The sequence below is a fragment of the Streptomyces sp. NPDC059008 genome, from assembly GCF_042749045.1.
Classification (GTDB): domain Bacteria; phylum Actinomycetota; class Actinomycetes; order Streptomycetales; family Streptomycetaceae; genus Streptomyces.
The window spans coordinates 195,335-217,087 of sequence record NZ_JBHYJC010000011.1; the positions used below are offsets into that span (position 1 = coordinate 195,335).

The 21,753-nt window shown below is 70.9% G+C and carries 19 protein-coding genes and 1 pseudogene; 10 read left to right on the forward strand and 10 right to left on the reverse strand.

Translation table 11 applies throughout. The annotated features are described in order from the left end of the window. Positions 1–34 precede the first annotated feature (34 nt). A complete protein-coding gene (locus ACFWZH_RS16740; RefSeq protein WP_384430689.1) occupies positions 35–502 on the reverse strand; it encodes an RICIN domain-containing protein in 468 nt (155 codons plus the stop codon). A 136-nt stretch (positions 503–638) separates the two neighbouring features. Here ACFWZH_RS16740 and ACFWZH_RS16745 point away from each other — a divergent pair, with 136 nt between their 5' ends. After that, positions 639–4,418: a hypothetical protein gene (locus tag ACFWZH_RS16745; protein ID WP_384430692.1), complete on the forward strand. Its 3,780-nt coding sequence runs from the start codon at positions 639–641 to the stop codon at positions 4,416–4,418. Positions 4,419–4,499: 81 nt separating this feature from the next. On the opposite strand, the pseudogene ACFWZH_RS16750 reads toward ACFWZH_RS16745, so the two are convergent. Then, positions 4,500–4,657, reverse strand: a pseudogene (locus ACFWZH_RS16750) (IS5/IS1182 family transposase); the annotation flags it as partial. Positions 4,658–5,130: 473 nt separating this feature from the next. Here ACFWZH_RS16750 and ACFWZH_RS16755 point away from each other — a divergent pair. Next, positions 5,131–5,460, forward strand: coding sequence for a cupin domain-containing protein (locus ACFWZH_RS16755; protein ID WP_384430695.1), 330 nt, complete (start codon positions 5,131–5,133; stop codon positions 5,458–5,460). Here ACFWZH_RS16755 and ACFWZH_RS16760 read toward each other — a convergent pair. The 3 genes from ACFWZH_RS16760 to ACFWZH_RS16770 form a co-directional block, all read right to left on the reverse strand. Then, on the reverse strand, positions 5,420–6,073 hold the full coding sequence (locus ACFWZH_RS16760; RefSeq protein WP_384430698.1) for a transposase: 654 nt from the start codon (positions 6,071–6,073) through the stop codon (positions 5,420–5,422). The genes ACFWZH_RS16755 and ACFWZH_RS16760 overlap by 41 nt on opposite strands. Positions 6,074–6,258: 185 nt before the next feature. Then, on the reverse strand, positions 6,259–6,981 hold the full coding sequence (locus ACFWZH_RS16765) for an alpha/beta fold hydrolase (protein ID WP_384430701.1): 723 nt from the start codon (positions 6,979–6,981) through the stop codon (positions 6,259–6,261). Next, positions 6,978–7,928: a response regulator gene (locus ACFWZH_RS16770; protein WP_384430704.1), complete on the reverse strand. Its 951-nt coding sequence runs from the start codon at positions 7,926–7,928 to the stop codon at positions 6,978–6,980. Before ACFWZH_RS16770 ends, ACFWZH_RS16765 begins: the two co-directional genes overlap by 4 nt. A gap of 1,488 nt (positions 7,929–9,416) precedes the next feature. On the opposite strand from ACFWZH_RS16770, the gene ACFWZH_RS16775 reads away from it, so the two are divergent. Together ACFWZH_RS16775 and ACFWZH_RS16780 are read left to right on the forward strand one after the other, a co-directional pair. Continuing rightward, complete coding sequence (locus ACFWZH_RS16775) at positions 9,417–10,073, forward strand: class I SAM-dependent methyltransferase (RefSeq protein ID WP_384430707.1); 657 nt, start codon at positions 9,417–9,419, stop codon at positions 10,071–10,073. A gap of 157 nt (positions 10,074–10,230) precedes the next feature. Further along, a complete protein-coding gene (locus ACFWZH_RS16780; RefSeq protein WP_384430710.1) occupies positions 10,231–10,419 on the forward strand; it encodes a hypothetical protein in 189 nt (62 codons plus the stop codon). 83 nt (positions 10,420–10,502) lie between these two features. Here the strand turns inward: ACFWZH_RS16780 and ACFWZH_RS16785 are convergent, their stop codons facing one another. Then, positions 10,503–12,284: a 2Fe-2S iron-sulfur cluster-binding protein gene (locus ACFWZH_RS16785; protein ID WP_384430713.1), complete on the reverse strand. Its 1,782-nt coding sequence runs from the start codon at positions 12,282–12,284 to the stop codon at positions 10,503–10,505. A gap of 403 nt (positions 12,285–12,687) precedes the next feature. Between ACFWZH_RS16785 and ACFWZH_RS16790 the strand changes: the two genes are divergently transcribed. The 4 genes from ACFWZH_RS16790 to ACFWZH_RS16805 all read left to right on the forward strand — a co-directional run bounded on the left by ACFWZH_RS16790 (position 12,688) and on the right by ACFWZH_RS16805 (position 17,273). Beyond that, complete coding sequence (locus ACFWZH_RS16790; RefSeq protein ID WP_384430715.1) at positions 12,688–14,295, forward strand: sigma-70 family RNA polymerase sigma factor; 1,608 nt, start codon at positions 12,688–12,690, stop codon at positions 14,293–14,295. Between the two features lie 308 nt (positions 14,296–14,603). Then, the gene (locus tag ACFWZH_RS16795) at positions 14,604–14,852 is read left to right on the forward strand and encodes a hypothetical protein (RefSeq protein ID WP_384430717.1); all 249 of its coding nucleotides are present in this window, start codon (positions 14,604–14,606) and stop codon (positions 14,850–14,852) included. A 7-nt stretch (positions 14,853–14,859) separates the two neighbouring features. After that, positions 14,860–16,284, forward strand: coding sequence for an MFS transporter (locus ACFWZH_RS16800; RefSeq protein WP_384430720.1), 1,425 nt, complete (start codon positions 14,860–14,862; stop codon positions 16,282–16,284). 176 nt (positions 16,285–16,460) lie between these two features. Continuing rightward, complete coding sequence (locus ACFWZH_RS16805) at positions 16,461–17,273, forward strand: tetratricopeptide repeat protein (RefSeq protein ID WP_384430723.1); 813 nt, start codon at positions 16,461–16,463, stop codon at positions 17,271–17,273. A 157-nt stretch (positions 17,274–17,430) separates the two neighbouring features. Here the strand turns inward: ACFWZH_RS16805 and ACFWZH_RS16810 are convergent, their stop codons facing one another. Both ACFWZH_RS16810 and ACFWZH_RS16815 read right to left on the reverse strand, forming a co-directional pair. Continuing rightward, the gene (locus ACFWZH_RS16810) at positions 17,431–17,841 is read right to left on the reverse strand and encodes a VOC family protein (protein WP_384430725.1); all 411 of its coding nucleotides are present in this window, start codon (positions 17,839–17,841) and stop codon (positions 17,431–17,433) included. Positions 17,842–17,964: 123 nt separating this feature from the next. Continuing rightward, positions 17,965–18,357, reverse strand: coding sequence for a helix-turn-helix domain-containing protein (locus ACFWZH_RS16815; protein ID WP_384430728.1), 393 nt, complete (start codon positions 18,355–18,357; stop codon positions 17,965–17,967). A gap of 204 nt (positions 18,358–18,561) precedes the next feature. Between ACFWZH_RS16815 and ACFWZH_RS16820 the strand changes: the two genes are divergently transcribed. Continuing rightward, entirely contained in the window at positions 18,562–18,918 is a 357-nt protein-coding gene (locus tag ACFWZH_RS16820; protein WP_384430730.1) for a hypothetical protein, read from the forward strand. A 48-nt stretch (positions 18,919–18,966) separates the two neighbouring features. Then, the gene (locus tag ACFWZH_RS16825; RefSeq protein ID WP_384430733.1) at positions 18,967–19,434 is read left to right on the forward strand and encodes a hypothetical protein; all 468 of its coding nucleotides are present in this window, start codon (positions 18,967–18,969) and stop codon (positions 19,432–19,434) included. 11 nt (positions 19,435–19,445) lie between these two features. Here the strand turns inward: ACFWZH_RS16825 and ACFWZH_RS16830 are convergent, their stop codons facing one another. Together ACFWZH_RS16830 and ACFWZH_RS16835 are read right to left on the reverse strand one after the other, a co-directional pair. Next, a complete protein-coding gene (locus ACFWZH_RS16830) occupies positions 19,446–20,240 on the reverse strand; it encodes an alpha/beta fold hydrolase (protein ID WP_384430736.1) in 795 nt (264 codons plus the stop codon). A 456-nt stretch (positions 20,241–20,696) separates the two neighbouring features. Beyond that, on the reverse strand, positions 20,697–21,662 hold the full coding sequence (locus ACFWZH_RS16835) for a helix-turn-helix transcriptional regulator (RefSeq protein WP_384430738.1): 966 nt from the start codon (positions 21,660–21,662) through the stop codon (positions 20,697–20,699). Positions 21,663–21,753 lie beyond the last annotated feature (91 nt).

A 21,753-nucleotide genomic window follows, 5' to 3' on the forward strand; every position in this document is an offset into this window, starting at 1 on the left:
GCACATGATGTGCCGCGCCGGGCCGGGCCACCGCTCAGAAGTCCCAGCTCTGGCTCCGCGCCCCGTTGCAGCTCCAGCTCACCAGGAGCTGGCCGTTCTCAGGCCGGCCGCCCAGGATGTCCAGGCACTTTCCGTTCGCCCGGCTGCGGATCTCGCCGCCGTTGCGGAACCACTTCTGGTGGCTGCCGCCGTTGCAGTCCCACATGCTCACCGAGCCCTGGTCACCCGGATGGGCCGCGTAGATCTCCAGGCACTTCCCGTTCATGCCGGAGCGGATCTGCTCACCGTCCCAGCGCCACTGCTGGTTGGTGTTGCCGGTGCAGTCCCACGTGACGGTGGAGGCGCCGTTCTCCTGATGGAACATGAAGATGTCGGCGCACCTTCCGTTCAGGTTGGACCTGAGCAGCGGTGCCGCGGCGACCGCCGGCGAACCCGTCAAGGTACCGCCGACCGCAAAAGCGGTGGTCGCCAGCAGCAGCATCAGTCGTTTCGCAGCTCTCATGCTTCCCTCCCTCTGACCATTGCGCGGTTGCGCTGGCACAGGTCTAGCCGTCGGGGGTTGTCCGGCGCCGGGACGTGGACGCCGGACATCAACAGCTGGACAATTGCCACGTATCGCGGCTTCGGAAAGGGAGTCCATGCCACGCGCCGAACGCCCGCTTGATCTGGACACCGGACCACTGACGCAGTTCGCGGCCGACTTGCGCACACTGCGCGAAGCGGCGGGACGGCCGCCCTATCGAGCACTGGCCAAGAGGGCACACTATTCGTCCACGACGCTCTCGGAGGCCGCGGGCGGGCGTACGTTCCCGAGCCTCGGTGTCACGCTGGCGTATGTTGCGGCGTGCCAGGGTGACCGCGGTGAATGGGAAGCCCGATGGCACGCGGTCGCCGCCGAGATCGCCGCGAGCGCACCCTGCGACGAGCCCGGGGAGTGCAGCCCGCAGAGCGCACCGTACGCCGGGCTGTCGGCGTTCCAGCCGGAAGACGCCGACCGCTTCTTCGGGCGCGAGCGGCTGACCGACGAGCTGCTGGCGAAGGTGCACGACCGGCGGTTCGTGGCGGTCTTCGGGCCGTCCGGATCGGGGAAGTCCTCGGTGCTGCGGGCGGGACTGGTCGCCCGCGCACAGGCGTCGGCGGGGCCGGTGATGCTGTTCACGCCGGGTCCGCACCCCGTGGAGGAGTGTGCGATCCGCCTGGCCGCGGTGACGGGAGAGGCCCCCGGCGCGCTGGTGACCGAGCTGCTGGACGATCCCGTGGCGCTGCATCTGCGGATCCGTCAGGCCACGATCGACCGCGCGCCGGACGTCGACGCGCTGATCGTGGTCGACCAGTTCGAGGAGGTGTTCACCCTCTGCCGGGATCGGGACGAACAGGACGCGTTCATCGGCATGTTGATCGCGGCCACCACGGCGGCGACCAGCCGGGTCCGGGTGGTACTCGGCGTACGCGCCGACTTCTACGGCCACTGCGTCCAGGACCCCCGGCTGGTCGAGGCGATGCGCGACGCGCAGATCCCGGTCGGTCCGATGAACAGTCAGGAGCTGCGCGACGCCATCACCCGGCCGGCCGTGCTCGCCGGCTGCACCGTGACCGGCCCGCTGCTGGCGGCCGTGGTCGCCGACGCGACCGGTCAGCCAGGCGCGTTGCCGCTGGTCTCGCATGCGATGGTCGAGACCTGGCGCCGACGCAGCGGCAGCCGCCTGACCCTGGACGGGTACCTGAGGGCCGGCGGCATCCAGCACGCGCTCGCGCAGACCGCGGAGGCCGCCTACCGGGCGCTGTCACCGGTGCAGCAGGACCTCGCCAGGTCCCTCTTCCTCCGGCTGACCGCGCTGGGCGACGGCACCGAGGACACCAGGCGGCGGATCACCAGGGACGAGTTGGACCCGGGCCCCGACACCGCCTTCGTGCTGGAATCCCTGGCCCGGCAACGGCTGGTGACACTGGACGAGGACTGCATCGACATCACTCACGAGGCGATCATCCGATGCTGGCCGAGACTGCGCGACTGGCTGACCGAGGACCGGGAGCAGCTGCTTCTGCACCGGCAGCTCACCGACACGGCCGCCGGCTGGGAGGCGCACGGCCGCGACCCGCACGTCCTGTACCGGGGTGCCCGCCTGGCCGCGGCGCTGGACCTGGCCGCCGCGGACGGCAGCTGCCTGACGTCCAGGGAGCGGCGTTTCCTCGACGCGAGCCGGACCGCCCAGGCCGGCGAGTTGGCGGCGGTCAGGAGGCGGACGGTCCGCCTGCGACAGCTGGTCACGCTCCTGGCAGTGCTGGTGGTCGTCGCGGCCACCGCGGGCGTACTGGCCGTCGGCTCGCGCAGCTCGGCCATCCAGCAGCGCAATGTGGCCCTTGCGCGGAAGGCCGCCGCGGAGGCGGCTGAGTTACGGCAGCGGAACCCCTCGCTCGCCGCGCAGCTGAGTCTGGCCGCGCACCGGCTGGCAGCCACCGGTGACGTCCGCGATCAGCTGATGAGCGCGTTCGCGACGCCGTACACGAGCCGGCTCATCGGCCACTCCTCGGATGTGGTCTCGATCTCCTTCGCTCCGAAGAGCACGGTCCTGGCCACCGCGAGCTGGGACCGCACGGTCCGGCTGTGGGACGTCCGGGACGCCCACCACCCCGTCCAGCAGGCCGTCCTGCGTCAGCCGGAGCGGCTGATGTCGGTGGCGTTCGGGCCGGGCGGCCGTGTCCTGGCAACGGCGAGCGAACGATCGGTGCGGCTGTGGGACGTGGCGAACCGGCGCGCGCCCGTCGAGCTGAGCACCCTGCCGGATCGGCGGGCCGCGCCGACGTGGGTGGCGTTCCGGCCCGACGGCGACGTCATCGCCACCGGCCATGCCGACGGCGCGGCGCGGCTGTGGAAGGTGAACGATCCCCGGCATCCGCGGCTGCTGGCCACCTTGCCGAGCCATGCCCACGTGGTCACCTCGGTGGCGTTCGGCCCGGACGGCCGCACGCTGGCCACCACCGGCGACACCACCGCCAGGCTGTGGGACGTCGCCGACCCCGCGCATCCGCTCCGGCGCGACGTGCTGCGTGGGCACACCGACACGGTGACCTCGGTGGTGTTCAGCCCTGACGGTCGAACCGTGGCGACCGGTAGCTGGGATCACACCGCACGGATCTGGGACCTCACCGGCAGCCCGCGGGCGCGGCCGCCGGCCGTCCTGCTCGGCCATCCCGCGATCGTCTGGTCGGTGGCGTTCAGCCCGGACGGCCGGACGCTCGTCTCGGTCGGCGGGTCCGCCCTGTTCTGGGATGTCGCCGATCCGGCACGACCCAAGCGCGTCAGCATGCTTGCCGGTGGGGCCTACCAAGCCGCGTTCAGCCCTGACGGCCGGGTGTTGGCCAACTCCGACCGGCTGCTGGACCTGCGGGACCTGTCGCTCGGGACGCACGACGACGTGGTCACGTCCCTGGCGTTCGGCCCCGGCGGCCAGGTGCTCGCCAGCGGTAGCTGGGACGGCACCGCACGGCTGTGGCAGGTCACCGGCGGCCGGGCCCTGTGGCCGCTGGCGGTCCTGCACGGGCACACCAAGTTCGTCCGGTCCGTGGCGTTCAGCCCGGACGGGCGCACCCTCGTCACCGCCAGCGAGGACGCCACCGTCCGGGTCTGGGACGTGACCGATCCACGGCGGCCGCGGCCGGTATCGAGCCTCACCCTCGACGCCGGCGAAGTCGGCGGGGCCGGCTTCGACCCGGGCGGCCACATCCTGGCCGTGTGGGCGCAACACGCGGCCGGGCTGTGGGATCTGACCGATCCCGGCAACCCCCGGCCGCTGAGCCGGATCTCCGAGGGCGGGCCTCACCTCACGATGGCTTCGTTCCGGCCGGACGGCCGCACGCTGGTGACGAGCACCGGCGAGTCCGGCTCGCTGCGGCTCTGGGACATCAGCGACCCGCGCAGCCCCCGGGAGCTTCCGTCCCCGTTCCGGTCCGCCCCGCTGACCTACGGCGTGTTCAGCCCCGACAACCGGAAACTGGCCGCCTTCCACCGAACGGACAAGACCGTCTGGCTGATCGACGTCAGCGACATGAGCCGCCCGGCGAAGGTGAGGCAGCTACCGGCATCCGGCTCCTGGCTGTACAGGCTGACCTTCTCCGCGGACGGCCGCCGGCTGGCCGCCGGCGCGGCGGACGGCAAGGCCCTGCTGTGGGATGTGAGCGGTCCAGCCGCTCCTGTCGTCCTGACCGGCCACTCGAACCCGGTACCGGCCGCGGCGTTCGCCCCGGACGGCCACACCCTGGCCACCGGCGGCAACGACTTCACGATCCGGCTGTGGGACACCGATCTGCACACGGTCGCCACCCGCGTCTGCGACAGCGCGCACCCCCGGATCACCAGAGCCGAATGGGCACGGTACTTCCCGACGGTCGACTTCACCCCACCCTGCCCGGCTACCTGACAGCCCGCCGCGGATATCAGCCGATCGCTCCGTGCGGCCTCCTTCAGCCCCAAACCCAGACGACGAGAGCTGCGGTAGGGCGGTGCCAAGGAAGACGTAGCCGCGCTTGTCGAAGCGGGTGGCGACGGCTCGGAAGCTTGAGCCTGATGACTGCGCGTTCAACGGTGTTGCGCTTCTATACCGCTCCTCGTCGAAGCCAGGTGGTCGTCACCGCGTGAGCCTCTTCGCTGGCGGGCCGCCGTCGCTGCCGGCAGCGACGAGTCAGGGGAGGTTCGTCGGCTTGGTGGTGCTCCGGCCCGGGCGGGCGTGGTTGCCGGCAGCACGGGACGCCCCAGCACTTGTACGGCCGATCATGTGACTGCGTTGCCCCGAGTCGTTCCCTGGATATGGGGCGGGGCGGTTTGACAGATGCCGAGTGGGAACAGCTGCGGCCGTTCTTACCAGTGAGCAGCCGGCCGGCCGCCTCCGCCACTAAAAGGCTGCCAGAACCCTGCGAACCACCGACATCGCTCCACGTCCACCCGCCGCGCACACAGCCTCCCGAACCAGAACAGGCGAGGACAGGTGGGGTGGGATGCGCGGCGGGAGGTTTTGCCGAACGGTCGACCAGCGGCGCGGCGTCCTGTCGTAACGTCGCCACATCCCTTGATCACGACTGCGGACGACCGCGGCGGCCCAGCCGGCCGACCGGACAGCCCGCCAGGAGGCATGCATGAACGTCAACGTCGTCGACCTACCGAGCACGGCCGCCGAACTGCCCGACGCCTGGAGTTCACTCCTGCTCGGGAACATCGGGCGCGCCGGGGTCAAGGTGCTGCGGATGGACACACGCGGCACGGCGCCGGAATCCCACGACACAGCAGAAGCACTCCTGGTCGTGGACGGGCAACTGCAACTGATCGCCGACGGCATCGAAGTCGACGTACGCGCGGGCGAGATGTACCTCATCGAAGCAGGAGTCGTACACGCCGTACGCCCGGGCAGCACAGGCACCCTCGTCATCATCGAACACACTCCACACCCGCCCCAGACCAGCGCATGACCACAACCTCCCGCCAGCCACCCGGCCCGCCGGCCCACCCCGGCCCACCCCGGCTCGCCGCGGCCCAGGGCCGGGCGTGAGCGCAACATTGCGCCGTCCCGCCTGGCTCGCCGCGGCTTATCCAGGGTGGATCCGCAGCGTCCCGCCCGGCCGTGCGATGCGCCGCGCCAAACGCCACGGGCACCCGCCGACGCCACGAGTGCCCGACGGCCCGCGAACGGCCCATGCCCTCGCCTGCCGGACCACCTCCATCAGGCGGCCGTGTGGGCTCTGTCACGGAGTTTCGCTGGTGGTCTCTCGGTCCCGCCCCCTTTTGAGGCGGAGGCCGGCGGCGGGTCGGTGCGGACGCCGGCAGCATGCTGGTGCACGCGGACGACGGTGGAGTCGACCGAGATGTCCCCGTCGATCTCGCTGCCGCGTCGGCCTCAGCCTCGGTCTCGTCCTGGGCCTGGGCCTGGGCCTGCTGGAGCGGGCGTTGCCAGGGGCGTTGCCAGGGGCCGTCGGCAGACCACGGCCGGTGGCGTTCGTGGGCTGTCTTTCCTGGACCGAACCGGTCGGGCAGGTCACGGCACTGAGCCCGGGGCCGCACCCGGTGCAGAATCTGGTCGATCACCTACCGGTGATCCGGTGAACCTCCACCGACCGCAAAGCCTGTTGCTCACCGGCAGCGGAGCGGCCGCAGCCGTTCCCGCTCCGCGTCACTCAGATCGCCCCGCCCGTGCCCAGGACAATGGCCTGGGCACAAGGCAGTCACATGATCGACCGGAGAAGTCCTGGGCAGGGCGGGGCGAGTCATCGTCACGGGGCGGGGAGGGTGGAGGTGGCGATCTGGCCCAGAAGAGTGGCGAGTTGCCGGGGCATGGACAGGAATGGCGAGTGGCTGCTCGGCAGCCGGTGGACGGCATCGGCGCGCGTGGCGAGCTCGCGTTGCCGGGACGGTGGGAGCGCCTGGTCGTGGTCGCAGACGATGTAGCTGGAGGGCACGGTACGCCATCCCGCCGTGGTCACCTTCTGTGTCAAGGACCGTACGCTCTGCGGGCGCAGCCGTGCCACGGCACGGGCGGCATCGGCCTCGGGCACGTCGTCGAAGAGTATCCGCCGGGCGGCGTCCTCGTACGGCGGGGCGTGGTCCGTGCCGTCGTCCGGCGCGGGCTTTTTGAGGAACGTGAAGACGCTTTCGCCCACGTCCAGTTGGAAAGCGGCGAGGTACACCGCCTGTACCACGTTCGCGGCGTCCGCGATGGCCTGAGTGGTGGGGACGCCGCCGTAGGAGTGGGCGATGACCACCACCGGGCCGTCGATGCGCCCAAGGCTGTCGCGGATGGCGTCGGCGTCGTCCAGCATGGCCACCGGCTGGGCGGAGTCGGGCCGATGGGCCGGGGGGTTGGCGCTGGGCAGGTCGATGGCGTGGGAGCGCCAACCGTCGGCGTCGAGTGCGGCGCGTAGGGCGTCCCAGCACCAGGCTCCGTGCCAGCCTCCGTGGACCAGCAGGAAGGTCGGTCGGCGGGTGTCAGCGTTCATGTGCGGTACCTCCGTTGTCCAAGGTGCGTATGGTGCGAGGCCGTGGCGCGAGCGGGCCGCTGCGCCCAGGGCGCGGGCCGCTGAGTGGCCGGATTGAGGACTGCCGATGGTGCTGCGCGTCCCTGCGCCATCGGCGGCCGGATCGCGCGTCCAGGGGGCCGGCTCGTCAGCATGATCGACCGGACAGGTCCTAAGGGGATATGGGTTGGGGATGTGGGTTGGCGGGATGTGGGTTGGCGGGATGTGGGTTGGCGGGATGTGGGTTTGGGGGAGGAAGGTGTTTGGGGGCGGTGGCCGGGGGGTGCGGTCAGGCCCATCTCGACGGCTTTGTTGGCCGCTTCGACTCGTGAGCCGGTCCCCGGCTTCTCGAAGATGTTGCGCATATGGCGTTTGACGGTTCCCTCGGTGATCTGCAGGCGCCGTGCGATGCGGTAGTTGCGTGCGATGCGGGAGTTGCTGAACCCGTGCGCGGCCAGTTCGACGACCTGCAGCTCCCGTGGGGACAAAGCCCCCGGCCCCTGGCGGCCGGGGCGGTCAGGCTGTGGGCCCAGCGGCGAGAGGGTGACCCTGCTGCCCAAGGTGCAGGCATCGCGCACGGCGGCGGCCAACGCCTTGTGGGTGACGATCTTGTGGAGGAAGCCGCGGATGTCCAGCGGCAGCAGCGCCTGCACCAGACGGGGGTCGTCATGCATCGTCAGCACCAAGATCCGCACTCCGGGCACGGCCTGCTGCAGGGCCCGCACCGTGGCGGGCGGATTGTGGTTTCCCGGCATCTCGATGTCCAGCAGCACCACCTGCGGGTCCAGCTCGGCGGCCGGGCGCAGCGTCGACCCGACGTCGCCGGCCATCCCCACCACCTCGAAGTCGGGCTCGGTGCCCAGGAGTTCGGTCAGTGCGCTGCGCAGCAGCGTGTGATCGTCGGCGATCAGGATGCGGATCGGTCCCATGCCTCCCCCTCGGATGATCGGCTGCGGTGGGGCAGCGGCAGCCACAGCAGCATCCGGGTTGGGCGGTCAGCTCGAACAGTTCCAGACGTCGAAAGGCCAGCGCCAGGCTGTTGCCGAGGTGATCGTGGATGTCGCGGGCCAGCCGGGCCCGGTCGTCGCCGTTGGCCTGCCCGATCTCCTGCAGCAGATGCGCCTCGTAGCTGAGCACGGCGGCCTGGGTGCGGCGGGTGGCGAGGTGCGAGATGGCCTGCGCGGCCCGTACCCCCACCGTCGCGCGCACCGTCGCGGTCTCGGATCCGATCAGTTCCAACACCGGGTCCAGGGCGGTGGTTTTGAGGTTTTCGACCGCACGCAGCGAGTCGATCAGTCGGGCCCGGGCCATGGCGCGACGGGCACCGAGGGAGGAGCCGAGGGAGGAGGAGAACGCCAACTCCGTGTCCTGGTCGGCGCCCGGCGCGAGCGCGGGCAGGGGGGGTGTGGGGCGGGGCGTCGAGGGCGTGGGCGCAGTCGGTGAGAATCGGTTCGGCATGCGCGCGGGTGTCCTCCCACAGGTCGCCTTGGGTGCCCAGGGGGTTGGATTCCGCGCGTAGCGCCGCGCGATATCGGGTCAGCACAGTTGGTATTTCACGCTCCAAACGGCCCCCTAAAGGGCACGTCGATGAATACCCACTCTGCATGAAAGTCCCCGTTTTCCATCGCATGCCGTGCAGCGCAGCCACTATGCACACTCTCGACAGGAGCGTAACACGACCGTGGCAGTCTTGAACTTTCCTTCACCTTGCCTTTTCCACGTCAAGAACGGTTGCATGCCGGGGCGTTGCCCGCGTTGACTCGCCTCGACCGACTCCCCATAAGCTCGCTTATCGCGTCGGAAAGTTCCGCAATCGAAAGGAGCCCCGATCGCCGCCACCACACCGTCCGGCCGCACCAACGCCGCACGCGGTTGAAGGCGCGGCACTTCGCCGGACGCAGCCCCACGCAGCCCCGCCGGATAGACCCACACCGCCGGACTTCGATAAACACCCCGCCCCGCCCACCTCCGCACCCCATCAACAGAACCCGCCCGCAAACCCAGACCAACGGCACCCCGAACAGGCGCGATATCCGCCATCGTCACCGCTCCTTTCCACCACCCACCCTCACACCACGCCATAAAAGCCCGGTCAAACAGCGGGGAAATCAACCCCCGACGGGGAACAACGGAACACTGGAATACCCATCCCGACCAGCGCTCCTACCACTTGAGAAGCAGGTGGCCGACGCCCGAGGCGTACGACTACCCGAACAGTGCGGGTCGATACGGGCACTGGCTGCCTGGGCCGGCCATACCTGAAGGCCAGCTCGAGGACGCCGTGCCTGACCGAGGGCCACCAGACCGCTGCAGGCGATACGGCAGGTCTCCAGACCGCAGCAGGCAGTACGCCAGGCCGCCAGGCCGGAGCAGGCAACGAGGAGACGCAGACACGAGGATCCTGATGGAGTGTCTGCATGCCGACACTGCTGCACCGCTTGCTCCGGGTTCTTGAACAGTTCAATGCCGCCCACCCGTGGGACCACAACGCCCACTACCACCCCTGGATCCTTCGGCAACTCCCCCGGCGCTTCGGCAGCGCCCTGGACGTCGGTTCCGGCAGCGGCGACCTGGCCAGGCTGTTGGCCGAGCGCGCCGACACGGTGCACGGCATCGACTCCGACCCGCAGATCACCGCTCGGGCACAGGAATCGACTCCTCCGGCCGCCCCCGTCACCTTCACGACCGCGGACGCGCTGACCGGGATCCCCGCAGCCTCCTACGACGTCATCACGTGCGTCGCCGCGGTCCACCACCTGCCGTTCGCCGAGGCCCTCGCCGTCTTCCGCCAGCACCTGGCGCCCGGCGGATCCGTCGTGATTCTCGGACTGACGCGCCCGACGACGCCAGGCGACTATCTGCTCGGAACCTTGGCCAGCCCACTGAACGCCGCCATGGGCTGGCTCAAGACGAGGGGCCGCATCACACCTCGTCCGGTCTCGATGACGGCCAGGACCCAGCCGGCGGACATGAGCTTTTCCGAGATCGTCCGCGAGGCCCGCGCGGTCCTGCCCGGCGCACGCCTGCGCCGCCGGCTGTTCTGGCGCTACACGCTCGTGTGGCAGCACCGCTGAGGGACTCTCTGTCTCGCTCAATCCAGTCCGCCCAGCTCGACGAGTCCCGGTCGGCTGACTTTGCTGAGACGGCGGGTCAACGGCCCTGTGTCAGTCGGGGCTGCCTAGGTCCACTAGGGTCGTCACGACGTCAGGGCGAGGGATCGGGGGGCACGCGTTGCCGCACAAGACGGACATCATCGCGGTGACCACGTTGGTGGTGGCGATGTTCGTGGTCCTTTTGAGCAGCGCCGGCACGCCCAAGGGCATCGGCGTACGCCAGGAGGGAAGTGGCGTGCTGCAGATGCGGCCGGGCGAGGTCATGATGATCGGCAACGACGCCTTCGTCCTGGAAGAGCACCCCTGACCTGCCAGATGCCAGAGGGGCGAAAGCGTCTTCCGTCAGTCCGTCAGTCCGTCAGTGCGTCAGTGCGTCAGTGCGTCAGTCCGTCAGCCCTGATCGAAGTCGAGGGTGACGTCGTCCGCTGTCGGGAAGGTGCGGCAGGCGAGGACGTACCCGGCGTCGATGTCGGCCGGCTGGAGTGCGCAAGGGGGTTGGAGGCGTACCGGGCCCTTGGTCAGCTTCGCTCGGCACATTCCGCAGACGCCCTCACGGCAGGAGTGCGGCAGGTCCACGCCGGCGCGCAGCGAGGCGTCGAGGACGCTCTGCGGGGCGGGGACCGTGACGGTCGTCTGTACACCGTGGTCGATCACGTGCACCCGAGAGGCCCGCTCGCCCGCCACACGGCGTGCGCTCGTGCCCGCCGTGCCCGCCGAGCCCACCGAGCCCACCGAATCCGGAGCCTGATCCGGAGCCGGAGCCGGAGCCTGATGTGGGGCTGCCGGGGCCCCGGAGAACCCCTCGGTGTGGATCTGCTGCGGTGCCAGCCCCAGCCCCGTCAGGGCCGCGTGGATGCCGTCGACGAAGCCGCCCGGCCCGCACACGAACGCTTCGCTCAGGTCCTTGGTGAGGTCCGTCGTCTCGGCGAGTTCGCGGAGCTTGTCCTCTGAGAGCCGACCCCGCAACATCGGGTCCGGGGAGCTGCCGTTGCTGTGGACGTGCACGACGCGCAGACGCTCACCGTAGGTGCACGCCAGAAGTGCGAGCTGGCTGCGGAAGATGGTCGTTGCGCTGTCGCGGCTGCCGTAGAGGAGGGTGCAGCGGCTGTACGGCTCGACGGCGAGCACGCTCTTGATGAGGGACATCACGGGCGTGATGCCGCTTCCGGCCGCGACCGCGAGCGCATGACGGCTGCGGGAGGGGTCGAGGTCCGTGGTGAACCGGCCGCGGGGGCCGGAGACTTCGACCCGGTCCCCGGCCCGCAGGCGGGTGTTGATCCAGGTGGACGCCTTGCCGCCCTGCTGCTGCTTGACGGCGATCCGCAGTTCCCCGTCGCCGATCCCGCTGCAGATGGAGTACGCGCGCAGGGCCTGGACACCGTCGAGCACGGCGCGCAGCAGGACGTGCTGGCCGGGCCGGAAGCGGAACTCGGCGGCCAGCTCGACGGGGACGGCGAAGCCGACAGACACGGTGTCGGGCGCCTCCTGACGTACGTCGGTGACGGTCAGCCGGTGGAATCCGCGCGCGGTCGGGGAAGCGGGCGGGTGCGGGTCGCGGGGCTGCCCGAGCTGCCGGAGCTGCCCGACCTGCCGGAGCTGCCGGAGCTGCCGGAGCTGCCGGAGCTGCCGGAAAGCCTGTGCGATGCGGCGGCCCGTATGCAGTCGGTGGGCCACCAGGATGCCGAAGGCCGCGCCGGTGACCGTAGCGGTCCACCGGATGAGCGGATCGCCCGTCGCCTTCCCCGCCGTGAGGGAGTGCAGCGTGACCAGGACGAACACGGCGAAGGAGCCGCGGTGGACGTGTCGCCACAGTCGCTGCGGGAGCCGGGGGCGCAGGAGGGAGGTGGTCTGGATCGCGGCCATCAGGTACACGGCGGCCACGCCCCAGGCCCCGGCGAGCGGGCGGTGGCGGGTCGGCAGGGGTACGAGGAATTCGGCCCAGCCGAACAGCAGGCGGGGATCGGTGGCCAGGCCTGCCAGGTGGAGTGCGGTCAAGATCAGGGAGGTCGCGGCGAGGTGCCGGTGCACCTGGATGAGGCGGCCGGCGCCACGGCCGCGGCCGATGACGCGGGTGGACAGCAGCAACCCCCACAGCACGGCCGCCGAGACCAGCCACCATGCCGCCAGCCCGCTGGCGCGGGCGACGTGGGCGCAGAATTCGGGCGTCGACATGCCTCCACCGTGTGGTGGGGCGGACCGGTGCGGCAGCCACGCGTTTTCGTTGCTTGACGCCGCCGAGAGGACGCGATCGGCGAGGCCGCCGATGGGGCGCGGGATCCGACGGGCGGCCGTCGGAAGGGCGGGCTCCGGGTGGTGGCCGAAGGAGCGAGCTCCGGGTAGTTGCCGGAGGGGCGGGCTCCGGGTGGTCTCCGAGCACTCTCGGTTGCCCGTGCCCGTGCCCGTGCCCTCCTGCCCCCTACGCCTGCCACTCGCCTCCGTCAAGACACGGATTGTCGCTGCTTGGCCGACGGTGCCCCGGCACATGTCCTGGTGAGAGCGGCGACCCGCCGCTATCCGGCGCATCCCTCCGGTTGCGGATGTGCGGAACTGTGGTAGGAGGAATAGCGTCGTGTATATGAACGACCGCGGGATGGTCGCCGCTATGCAGGCGTCCGATCCGCAAGGGCTGGCAGAGGCGTACGACACTTACGCACAGCGCCTATACGGCTACTGCTGCTCCGTACTGCACAACCCCGATGCGGCGGCTGACGCGCTGCAGGACACGTTCGTACTCGCCAACGAGCGGATCGGTCAGCTGCGCAACCCCGAGCGGCTGCGCCCCTGGCTGTACGCCATAGCCCGTAACGAATGCCTGCATCAACTGCGCGGTCAGCGACGTACCGCCGCGATCGAGGAGGCCGGCGAGGTGCGTGACGAGTCCGTCGACCTCGATGCGGATCTGCGCACCGAAGAGCTGCGGCACCTGGTGCAGGACGCGTTCGACGGGCTGAACACCCGCGATCGCGAGGTGCTGGAGCTGGCCATGCGCCAGGACCTCCAGGGCTCGGAGCTGGCCGCCGCACTGGGCCTGTCGCTCAATCACACCCATGCGCTGCTGTCCCGCGCGCGGCAGCAGCTGGAGGGCGCCCTCGCCGCGGTGATCGTGGCCCGCAACGGGCGGCGGGACTGCGCGGAGCTGGCCCAGATGCTCGACGCCTGGGACGGCACGATGACGATCCTGATGCGCAAGCGCATCAACCGGCACATCGGCGCCTGCGAGATCTGCGCCGAGCGCAAGCATCGCGACGTCAGCGCCGCCTCGCTGCTGGCCCTGCTGCCCTTCCCCGTGCTCGCGCCGACGTTCCGCGATCAGGTCATCGAGGTGGTCACCGGTCCGCGGCACGCAGAGCGTCGCCGCGAGGTCACCGAGCGCGCCCGTCGCTTCGACGCCAACGGCTTCCCCGTCCCCCTCGACCGGTGGGTGCGCCGGATGTCTCCCACGCCGGCCAAGATGGCCGCGGCCGGTGCCGCGGGCGTGGGGATCCTCGTCGCGGGCCCCTTCCTGTGGGCGAGCGGCGGGCCGGGGCCGGGGCAGGGGCCGGGCGAGAAACCTCCCGGCTCGCAGGTCACCCGAATAGAACCCGGCGGCACCGTGCCCCCCGGGACGGTGCTGGGGCCCGGCGACGTCGTCAACGGCAGAACGCTGACCCCGGGCGAGACCTACCGGCCGGGCGACAAGGTGCCGGCGGACGCACCGGATCCCCGCCTGCGCCGTGGCTCGACGAACCAGCCAGGGGAGAAGCCGGCGGACGGCTCGTCGCCCTCGGGCAAGCAGGACACACCCGGTGAGCCGGAAAAGGGTGGCAGCCCCGGTGGCCAGGACCGGGACGAGCCGGGTAGCCGGCCGGGCGGCGGTGACCGGGACGAGCCGGGGAACCCGCCGGGCGGTGACCGCGACGAGCCCGGCAACCCACCGGGCGGGGACCGCGACGAGCCCGGCAACCCACCAGGGAACGACCCCGGCGACTCGCCGCGGGAACCTGGCGGCCAACCGCCGAACGATCCCGGTCCACCGAACGATCCCGGCCCGCCGGACGGCCCTGGTGGCAACCCGCCGCCGAACCCGCCCCCGCCCCCGCCGGAGCCGAGGAATCCGCCGGAGCCGAAGAAGAAGCCCCCGCCCACACGCTTCGTCATCCCCGAGGATCCCTGCCATATCGAGCAGAACTGCCCGAAGAAGTGATCAGCGGCCCCGCAGGGCCCCAGGTGGTTCTGCGGGGCTTCGCCGTGCCTCGGGCCGTCGGCCGTCCTGCCCCTCGCGGACCGCGGCGTACAAGGGCGACCGCGCCCGGTCCGGTGCGCCACACCCCCGGCCCGTAACGCACTTGGGGCACCTGTATGCCCAGTCAAGCCCCGAATTCCCGTGGCTTTCGGGGCCCCGCCTCGGTCTCGGACTCTGAGGTCGGGACACAGCAACACGGCGAGTCCCGGAACCGACAACTGACAACCGACAACTGACGACCGGCAACTCACGGAGATTCGGAGATTCCGATGCAGACGAACATCGCGCTGGGGACCCGTCCGGGCCTCAGCCACAACCACAACGAGACCGTGCTGAGCCTCCTTGGGCACAACCATAACGAGACCCTGCTCGGCCTCAGCGCGAGCAACCACAACGAGACCGTGCTCGTGGAACGGGGGTGCGAGCCCGGCAGGACGGGACAGCACAACGAGACCGTGCTGTCCCCCCAGGGAAAAGTAGAAAGGACGGCCGTGACGACGCAAGGGACGCAAGGGTGACATCCGCATGCGCGCCCTGATCCCCGCGCTGCCGCGCAGCGCCTGGACGGTCCTGGCAGCGGACACGTTCTCCGCGGTCGGCACCGGTCTGACGCTGCCGTTCCTCATCGTGTACCTGCACACCGTGCACGGGTTCGCGTTGGGGCCGGTGGGCCTGGTCGCGGCGACGGTGGCACTGGCCGGTCTGGCGGGCAATCCCCTCGGAGGGTGGCTCGCCGACCGCGCCGGGCCGCGGACCGCGCTGATCACCGGGCTGGTGATCGCCGCGGCCGGTGCGCTCGCCCTGTCCGGCGTCAGCCACCTGTGGCAGGCGTTCGCCGCGGCCGCGGTGTCGGGGCTCGGGGTCGCGACGGCATGGCCGGCCCAGGACGCTCTGCTGGCGTCCCTGGTCCGGCCCGCCGCCCGGTCCGGCGCCTTCACCCTGCGCCACGCCACGCTCAACGTCGGCCTCGGCAGCGGCGGACTGCTGGCCGCCCTCATCGTCGACACGGCCGACCCCAGCAGCTTCACCACGCTCTATCTGCTCGACGCGGCCAGCTTCGTGCTGGCGATCCCCCTGCTGCTCGGCCGGTCGGTAGCCGGCCCGGCCGACGCGGAGTCAGGATCGGGCAGGCCGACACACAAGGGGTCGGATGCACTTCCACAGCCGACACACGAGGGCTCGGATGCCCTGCCACAGCCGACACACCAGGGCTCGGATGCCCTGCCACAGCCGACATACGGCGGCCACGACGCCCCTTCTACGCATCGGGACGGCTACGCAAAGGTCCTTGGTGACGCCCGCTTCCGTCGGCTGTGGCTACTGCTGGCGTTGCTGATCGCCGTGGGGTACGGCCAGTTCAACGAGGTGTTCCCCGCCCACCTTGTCCAGCCCGGCGGTCCGGGCGCACGCATCGTCGCCGTCATGGGCATCGCCAACACGATCACTGTCGTCCTGGCGCAGTTGCTCACCGCCCGACTGCTGACCGGGCACCGGCGAACCCGGGGCCTGATGCTGCTGTGCGGACTGTGGGCGCTGTCCTGGATCCTGGTCTGGCTCGACGGCCTCGGCGCCGGTCTGGTCGGCGCAGGCATGGCGGTGGTCGTGGCGGTGGTCTTCGGCATCGGCGAGACGCTGCTAGCGCCCACCGCGCCCGCCATCACCAACGACATCGCCCCCGAGGCTCTGCGCGGCCGGTACAACGGCGGGATGACGCTGGCGTACACCACCGGTTTCCTGGCGGGGCCCGCCGTGGGTGGGTTCGCCCTTGCCGGCCTGGGCAGCAGCTGGTTCGCCGTCGTGGCCGTCCTGTGCGGGGCGGGTGTGCTTCTCGCCCTCCGGCTGGAGCGCGGGCTGCCCCTGGCGGCCAACGGCCTGCCCGCCCCGGAAGAACTCTCCCGAACCGCCGCCCGAACCGCCGTGCCGGCGGGCCGAACAGGGAGCTCACCTTGACAGTCACAAGGACAGCCAGGCCGGGCACGGAGTCCCGCACGACGGGCACGACGGGCACGGAGACAGTCAAGCCCGGCACGGAGTCCCGCACGACCGGCACGAAGAGCGCCCAGCGGGGAACGGAGTCCCGCACAGCTGACGCGAGGCGAGAAAGGCCCAGGAGGGGGGCCGGTGACGTGCGGCAACGGGTGTGCGACGCCACCGCGCTCGGGGCCCGTTACCGCGCACAGGGCCGATACGGCGCGGCCGAGCACCTCCTGCGCACCGCGCTCGCGGTGGCCCACGGCGCGCTCGGACCGTACGACCTCGCCCTTGTGGGACCGCTCAACGAGCTGGGCGTCACGCTCAAGTACACCGGCGGGTTCACCGAGGCGGAGAGGCTGTACCGGAAGGCGTTGGCGGTGGTCGAATCCGTCCTCGGGCCCGACCACCCGGATGCGGCCACCCTCCACCACAATCTGGGCGGACTCGCACACGCCCGGGGCGATTTCACGGCGGCGGAGGGGCCTGCCCGACGGGCCGTGGAGATCCGGGCGAAGGCCTGCGGCCCGGATCACCCGGACGTCGCCGCCGACCGTGCCGCGCTCGCCGCCATCGTGGACGGCCTGGGCCGACCGACCGAGGCCGAGGCCCTGCTGCGCCAGGCGCTGACGGTCTTCGAACGGACGCTGGGACCCGTGCACCACGAGGTCGCCGTCACCCTGCACAACCTCGCCGCCCTGGCCTTCCGGCAGGGCGACCCGGCCGCAGCCGAGACGGGCTTTCGACGCGCCTTGACGATCAAGAGGAGCACGCTCGGCCCCGACCACCCCGAACTCGCCCCCACCCTGCACAACCTCGCGCTGATCCGCAGCGCCCTCGGCGACACGAACGAGGCCATACAGCTGCATGCGCAGGCCATCTCCGTACTGGAGCCGGTCGTCACCGCACACCACCCGACCCTGATCGCCGCCCGCCGAGGCCTGGCCGCCCTCCTCTCCCCGCCCTGACACCGCGGCCCTGGCCGTTGTCATGGGCCTCGGTCCCCTGCGCCGTGAACACGGTCTCGCCCTCCCGGGGCGGGGCCGCGGCCAACGACCGCAGCCACCGCCCGTCCACGGTCCGTCACCCGGCGACTACCTGGTCGGGCCGAACCGGTCGGCTCCTCTAGGCCTTCGGCTGGGTGAAGCGGATCCGGTTGCCGAACGGGTCGCGGAGGCCGCAGTCGATTCCGTACGGGCGCTCGGTGGGTTCCTCGGTGAACTCGACGCCCTTGCCCAGCAGCGTCTCGTACGTCGAGCGGCAGTCGTCCGTGGTGAGGATGAGCCAGCCGGCCATCGCGCCCTTGGTCACCAGCTCGCGGACCTGCTGCGCCGTCTCCTCGGACATCGCCGGAGGGCCCGGCTTCTCCAGCAGGAGCTCGCGCTCCGGGTGGCCGGGGACGTTGACGGTCAGCCAGCGCATGAAGCCCAGGTCGACGTCGGTGTTGACCTCCAGGCCGAGCTTGCCGACGTAGAAGTCCAGGGCCTCGTCCTGGTCGAGAACATAAATCGCAGAATGCGTGATCGCGTTGAACATGTGCCTCACGCTACTGGGCACACCCGGCGAAAACTTATCCAAAACTGCTCACTGCGCGGCGCGGACGGTCAGGACCGAGCGGGCGGGTCAGGTTCGAGCGGACGGTCAGGGCCGAACGGGCGGTCAAGCGCTCGGCCGCGTCCACGCCATCGTGAAGCAGGTCGGCACACCCACGGCCGTCGCCTCTTTGCGGTACGCCCGCGGCGACCGGCCGACGATGTCGCGGAACGTGCGGCTGAAGGTGCCCGGGCTGCCGAAGCCGACGTCGAAGCAGATGTCCGTCACACTGCGGTCGGTCTCCCGCAGCAGGAACATCGCACGCTCGACACGGCGGCGCTGAAGGTAGCGGTGCGGCGTCTCGCCGAACGTGGCCCGGAAGGTGCGCGTGAAGTGCGCCTCCGACACATGGGCGATCCGGGCCAGGGCCGGGACGTCCAGCGGCTGCGCATAGGCCCGGTCCATCGCGTCCCGCGCCCGAAGCATGCGGCGGTTGGTCTCTTCTACGGCGCGGCTCACAGCGCCATCACACCACAGCTCTCCCCCGTCGCGGTGCGCGTCTGCCGCCCTAGGCTGGGCACCGTGACAGGATCGAGCCCCTTCGTGCACCCCTGCTGGGGCCTGCAGTTCCATTGGTGGGCAGTGGACTTGGCCGGCCGGGTGGGCATGTTCTCTTCCGCTTTCGGGCCCGTCCCGGCTGCGGCCCATGCCCAGGAGCCGGCCATGAACGGTGCCACCGCCGAGGCGAGGGCACAGCACCCGGAGTGGTTCGACCCGGTCTGCCATGACGACCCCGAGGAGTGCCCCGAAACGCACTGCGCTGTCGCATTGGGCCGGGGGCCCTACCTCTTCACCTGGGACGAGGAGTACGACGACCGCTACACGCGCTTCGGTGTGCCGAACGATCCTCTGCTCGCGTCGCAGCTGTCCGGGCGGCTGGCGGAGGCCGCCCGGCTTGTCGAGGTGGACTTCCTCTTCGCGCGGTCGGTCCGGGTCGATCTGAGGTACCCGGGAGGCCGGGAGCTCCTCTCCGGCACGCCTGGTACCGCGGTCGGGCAGGCCGGGGACCGACGGATCTAGGTACGCGTACTCATGACCCGCCCGACGCGGTGCGTACACCATGCACAGATGAGCATGCACAAACTGCACACTTCCGCCTCCGTGGTCTTAGTGGCGGCCGTACCGGTTGCCACATGGGGTCTGATGGGACGGCAGGACGCAGCCGGCTATTCGCCGTCCGAACTCGACCATGCCGTCCAGCCGCTGCCCCTCGCAGAGAGCCTGGAGACGTCTCTCGGCGTCCTGTCCCTGGTGTTGGCGGTCGTCACCGCGGCGCTGCTGGCGCGCGCCTCGCGCGGCGAGTCCTTCGACCGCGGCCGGTGGACGGTGCTTCTGCCTCTGATCGTGGCCGGGCTGATCGTCGGCGCGGGTTGGCGGGTGCTCACCGCGGGGGTCGTCGGCGCGAACATCGGCGCGGGGTTCTTCGTCTGGGCGGGCGGTCCAGTGACGGCCGCGCTGCTGTTCTGGGCGCTGTTCGTCGGCCTGAAGCACCACAACGGGGACCGGAGCGGCCGGGTGCGTCGGCCCCAGGGCTGAGCCGGCTGCGCTCAGGCGACGCAGTGGGGCTGGAAGCCGGGGTCGGCCGGGCCCTGCCGGTCCAGGGCGTGCTTCACCCACTGGGCGACGACGGGGTCCTTGGTGGCCTGGTCGTGCTCGGTCGTGTCGAGCGGGCACCTGTCCTGGAGGAGGACGTTGGTGACATCGGCTGCCGGACCGCTCAGGAACGAGCTGGTGTAGGGAAGCACGACCTCGTCGTACTTGGTGGCGAGCTGCGTGTAGTCGGGGCCTGCGGGCGCCTCGGGGTCGGCGTTGAGCTTCTTGAGCAGATCGGAGCCGGCGGTCTGGTCCACACAGGAGGGACAGACGGTGGCTCCGGCCACGAGGGCCAACGGGTTCGAGGTGCCGTGGTTGGACGGCACGATGCCGACGAGGTCGTCCACCTTGTTCGCGCCGCCGAGGAACTTGATGTAGTAGCGCGGCATCATCCCGCCCTGGCTGTGGCCGACGAGGTCGACCTTCTTCGCGCCGGTCGATCCGAGTACGGCGTTCACGAAGTCACGCAGCTCGGACGCCGAGTCGGGGATGGGGTCGGTCACGGCATGCCCGTAGTTGAAGGCGAACACGCAGTAGCCGGCACTGGCGAGGTTCGGTGAGAGCGTGGCCCAGTTCTCGGCCATGGTCTTGAACGTGCCGTTGACCAGGACGACCGGCTCGGGGTGTGCCGAGCTGGGCTTGCACGACCAGTCGTTGGCGCCCGCCGGGGGGATGTCGGTGACATCGGCGTGGGCGGTGGCGGTGAAGCCCATGAAGCCGAGGGCCACGGCCGCTGTGGCGGCGGTCACAAACCGGAGGCGGGAGCGCAGACGCATGGTGGGACCTTTCTCGGATCGAGCCACTGCCCGAACTGCGGTCGGCAATGCCGAACCGTAAGCGGAATGGTTACTTCCGAGTCAGTAGCCGTCAAGGCTTCCGTGGCTGGCCCGATGTCACACCTGCGCCCCCTTGCCATGACGGCTCGCATCGTGCTGGGCAGGGGGCGCCACCGAATTGGTCAAGTCGAGAAAAATGATGCGGAAATGTGGGGACAAATCGCCTCATAGTCAGCGCATGGGAGCGCAGACCTGCCGCCGGGCCGACCGACCGCCTGGCTCCGGACCAACCGCCTGGCCCCAGGCCGACCGCCGGGCGGGCGGCGGGCGCCGGGCCGACCGAGGGACCCCCTGACAGTCGTACGCGACCGTCGGGTCAGCCAGCCCCGTCGGGTCAGCCGCCCCGTCGGGTCAGGCTGCTGCGTCGGGTCAGCCGGCCCCGTTGGGCGCGGTCATCGCCAGTCGGGCGAGGGAAGCCGCCTCCCGGCTGTCCTCCTCGGCACTGAACACGTGCACGACCAGGCCCATCTCGCCCGGCACGGCCGGCACATGCAGCGTCTCGTAGTCCAGGGTGAGCAGTCCGGCCTCCGGATGCCGCAGCCGCTTGCGTCCCGCCGCGCACATCACGACCTCGCCGGTGGCCCAGATCCGCCGGAACTCGGCGCTGTGTGCGGACAGTTCGGTGATGAGCGCGGTCAGTTCCGCGTCGCCGGGGTAACGTCCCGCGGATACCTGCAGCTGCCCCACCGCCTCTCTCGCCCGGTCCTCCCACTCGGGGTGGACGGTCCGGGCCGCGGGGTCGAGGAAGAGGTACCGGGCGTTGTTCCGGTCGCGGCGGGCCGGGGCGGCCAGGCCGCCCATCAGTTCGGCGCCCAGGCCGTTCCAGGCCACCACGTCGAGACAGTGGTTCGTCACGAAGGCCGGGAAGCGGTCCATGCCGTCCAGGAGCCGCTGCAGCAGGGGACTGACCCGGGCCCTGGGCGCGGAGTCGCGCCGTGCGCCGGCCAGGGTGGCGAGGTGCCTGCGCTCGGCGGTGTCGAGGCCGAGTGCCCCGGCGAGCGCGTCGAGCACCTCGGGGGACGGCTGGGTGGCGCGGCCCTGTTCGAGGCGGACGTAGTAGTCCACGCTGATGCCGGCGAGCTGGGCCAGCTCCTCGCGCCGCAGCCCGTGCACCCGCCGGCGACGGCCGCCGACGAGACCGACCTGCTCCGGCGCGACGCGTCCACGGCGGGCGCGCAGAAAACCGCCGAGTGCCTTGCGGGTATCACCGATCCCACCGATCCCATCGACGCGGTCGATGCGGTCGATGCGGTCGGCTCCCCCGCCAATCCGGGTGCCGTCTTCGCCGCGGCTGTCCATGCCGTCTGTGCGCTCGATGTGGTGCGGGCCGTCCATACGCCCAAGTATGCGTGGCCCTCGCAGTACCAGGATCACCGTTCCGCCGGTTGACCAGGGTGCTGGCTACCCGGCGCCGCCCGGGGGAACG

Bases quoted from the DNA above. Each gene is read 5' to 3' on its own strand.
- ACFWZH_RS16740 (WP_384430689.1), bottom strand. From the start codon at position 502: ATGAGAGCTGCGAAACGACTGATGCTGCTGCTGGCGACCACCGCTTTT.
- ACFWZH_RS16745 (WP_384430692.1), top strand. From the start codon at position 639: ATGCCACGCGCCGAACGCCCGCTTGATCTGGACACCGGACCACTGACG.
- ACFWZH_RS16755 (WP_384430695.1), top strand. From the start codon at position 5,131: ATGAACGTCAACGTCGTCGACCTACCGAGCACGGCCGCCGAACTGCCC.
- ACFWZH_RS16765 (WP_384430701.1), bottom strand. From the start codon at position 6,981: ATGAACGCTGACACCCGCCGACCGACCTTCCTGCTGGTCCACGGAGGC.
- ACFWZH_RS16770 (WP_384430704.1), bottom strand. From the start codon at position 7,928: ATGGGACCGATCCGCATCCTGATCGCCGACGATCACACGCTGCTGCGC.
- ACFWZH_RS16775 (WP_384430707.1), top strand. From the start codon at position 9,417: ATGCCGACACTGCTGCACCGCTTGCTCCGGGTTCTTGAACAGTTCAAT.
- ACFWZH_RS16785 (WP_384430713.1), bottom strand. From the start codon at position 12,284: ATGTCGACGCCCGAATTCTGCGCCCACGTCGCCCGCGCCAGCGGGCTG.
- ACFWZH_RS16790 (WP_384430715.1), top strand. From the start codon at position 12,688: ATGAACGACCGCGGGATGGTCGCCGCTATGCAGGCGTCCGATCCGCAA.
- ACFWZH_RS16795 (WP_384430717.1), top strand. From the start codon at position 14,604: ATGCAGACGAACATCGCGCTGGGGACCCGTCCGGGCCTCAGCCACAAC.
- ACFWZH_RS16800 (WP_384430720.1), top strand. From the start codon at position 14,860: ATGCGCGCCCTGATCCCCGCGCTGCCGCGCAGCGCCTGGACGGTCCTG.
- ACFWZH_RS16810 (WP_384430725.1), bottom strand. From the start codon at position 17,841: ATGTTCAACGCGATCACGCATTCTGCGATTTATGTTCTCGACCAGGAC.
- ACFWZH_RS16820 (WP_384430730.1), top strand. From the start codon at position 18,562: ATGAACGGTGCCACCGCCGAGGCGAGGGCACAGCACCCGGAGTGGTTC.
- ACFWZH_RS16825 (WP_384430733.1), top strand. From the start codon at position 18,967: ATGAGCATGCACAAACTGCACACTTCCGCCTCCGTGGTCTTAGTGGCG.
- ACFWZH_RS16835 (WP_384430738.1), bottom strand. From the start codon at position 21,662: ATGGACGGCCCGCACCACATCGAGCGCACAGACGGCATGGACAGCCGC.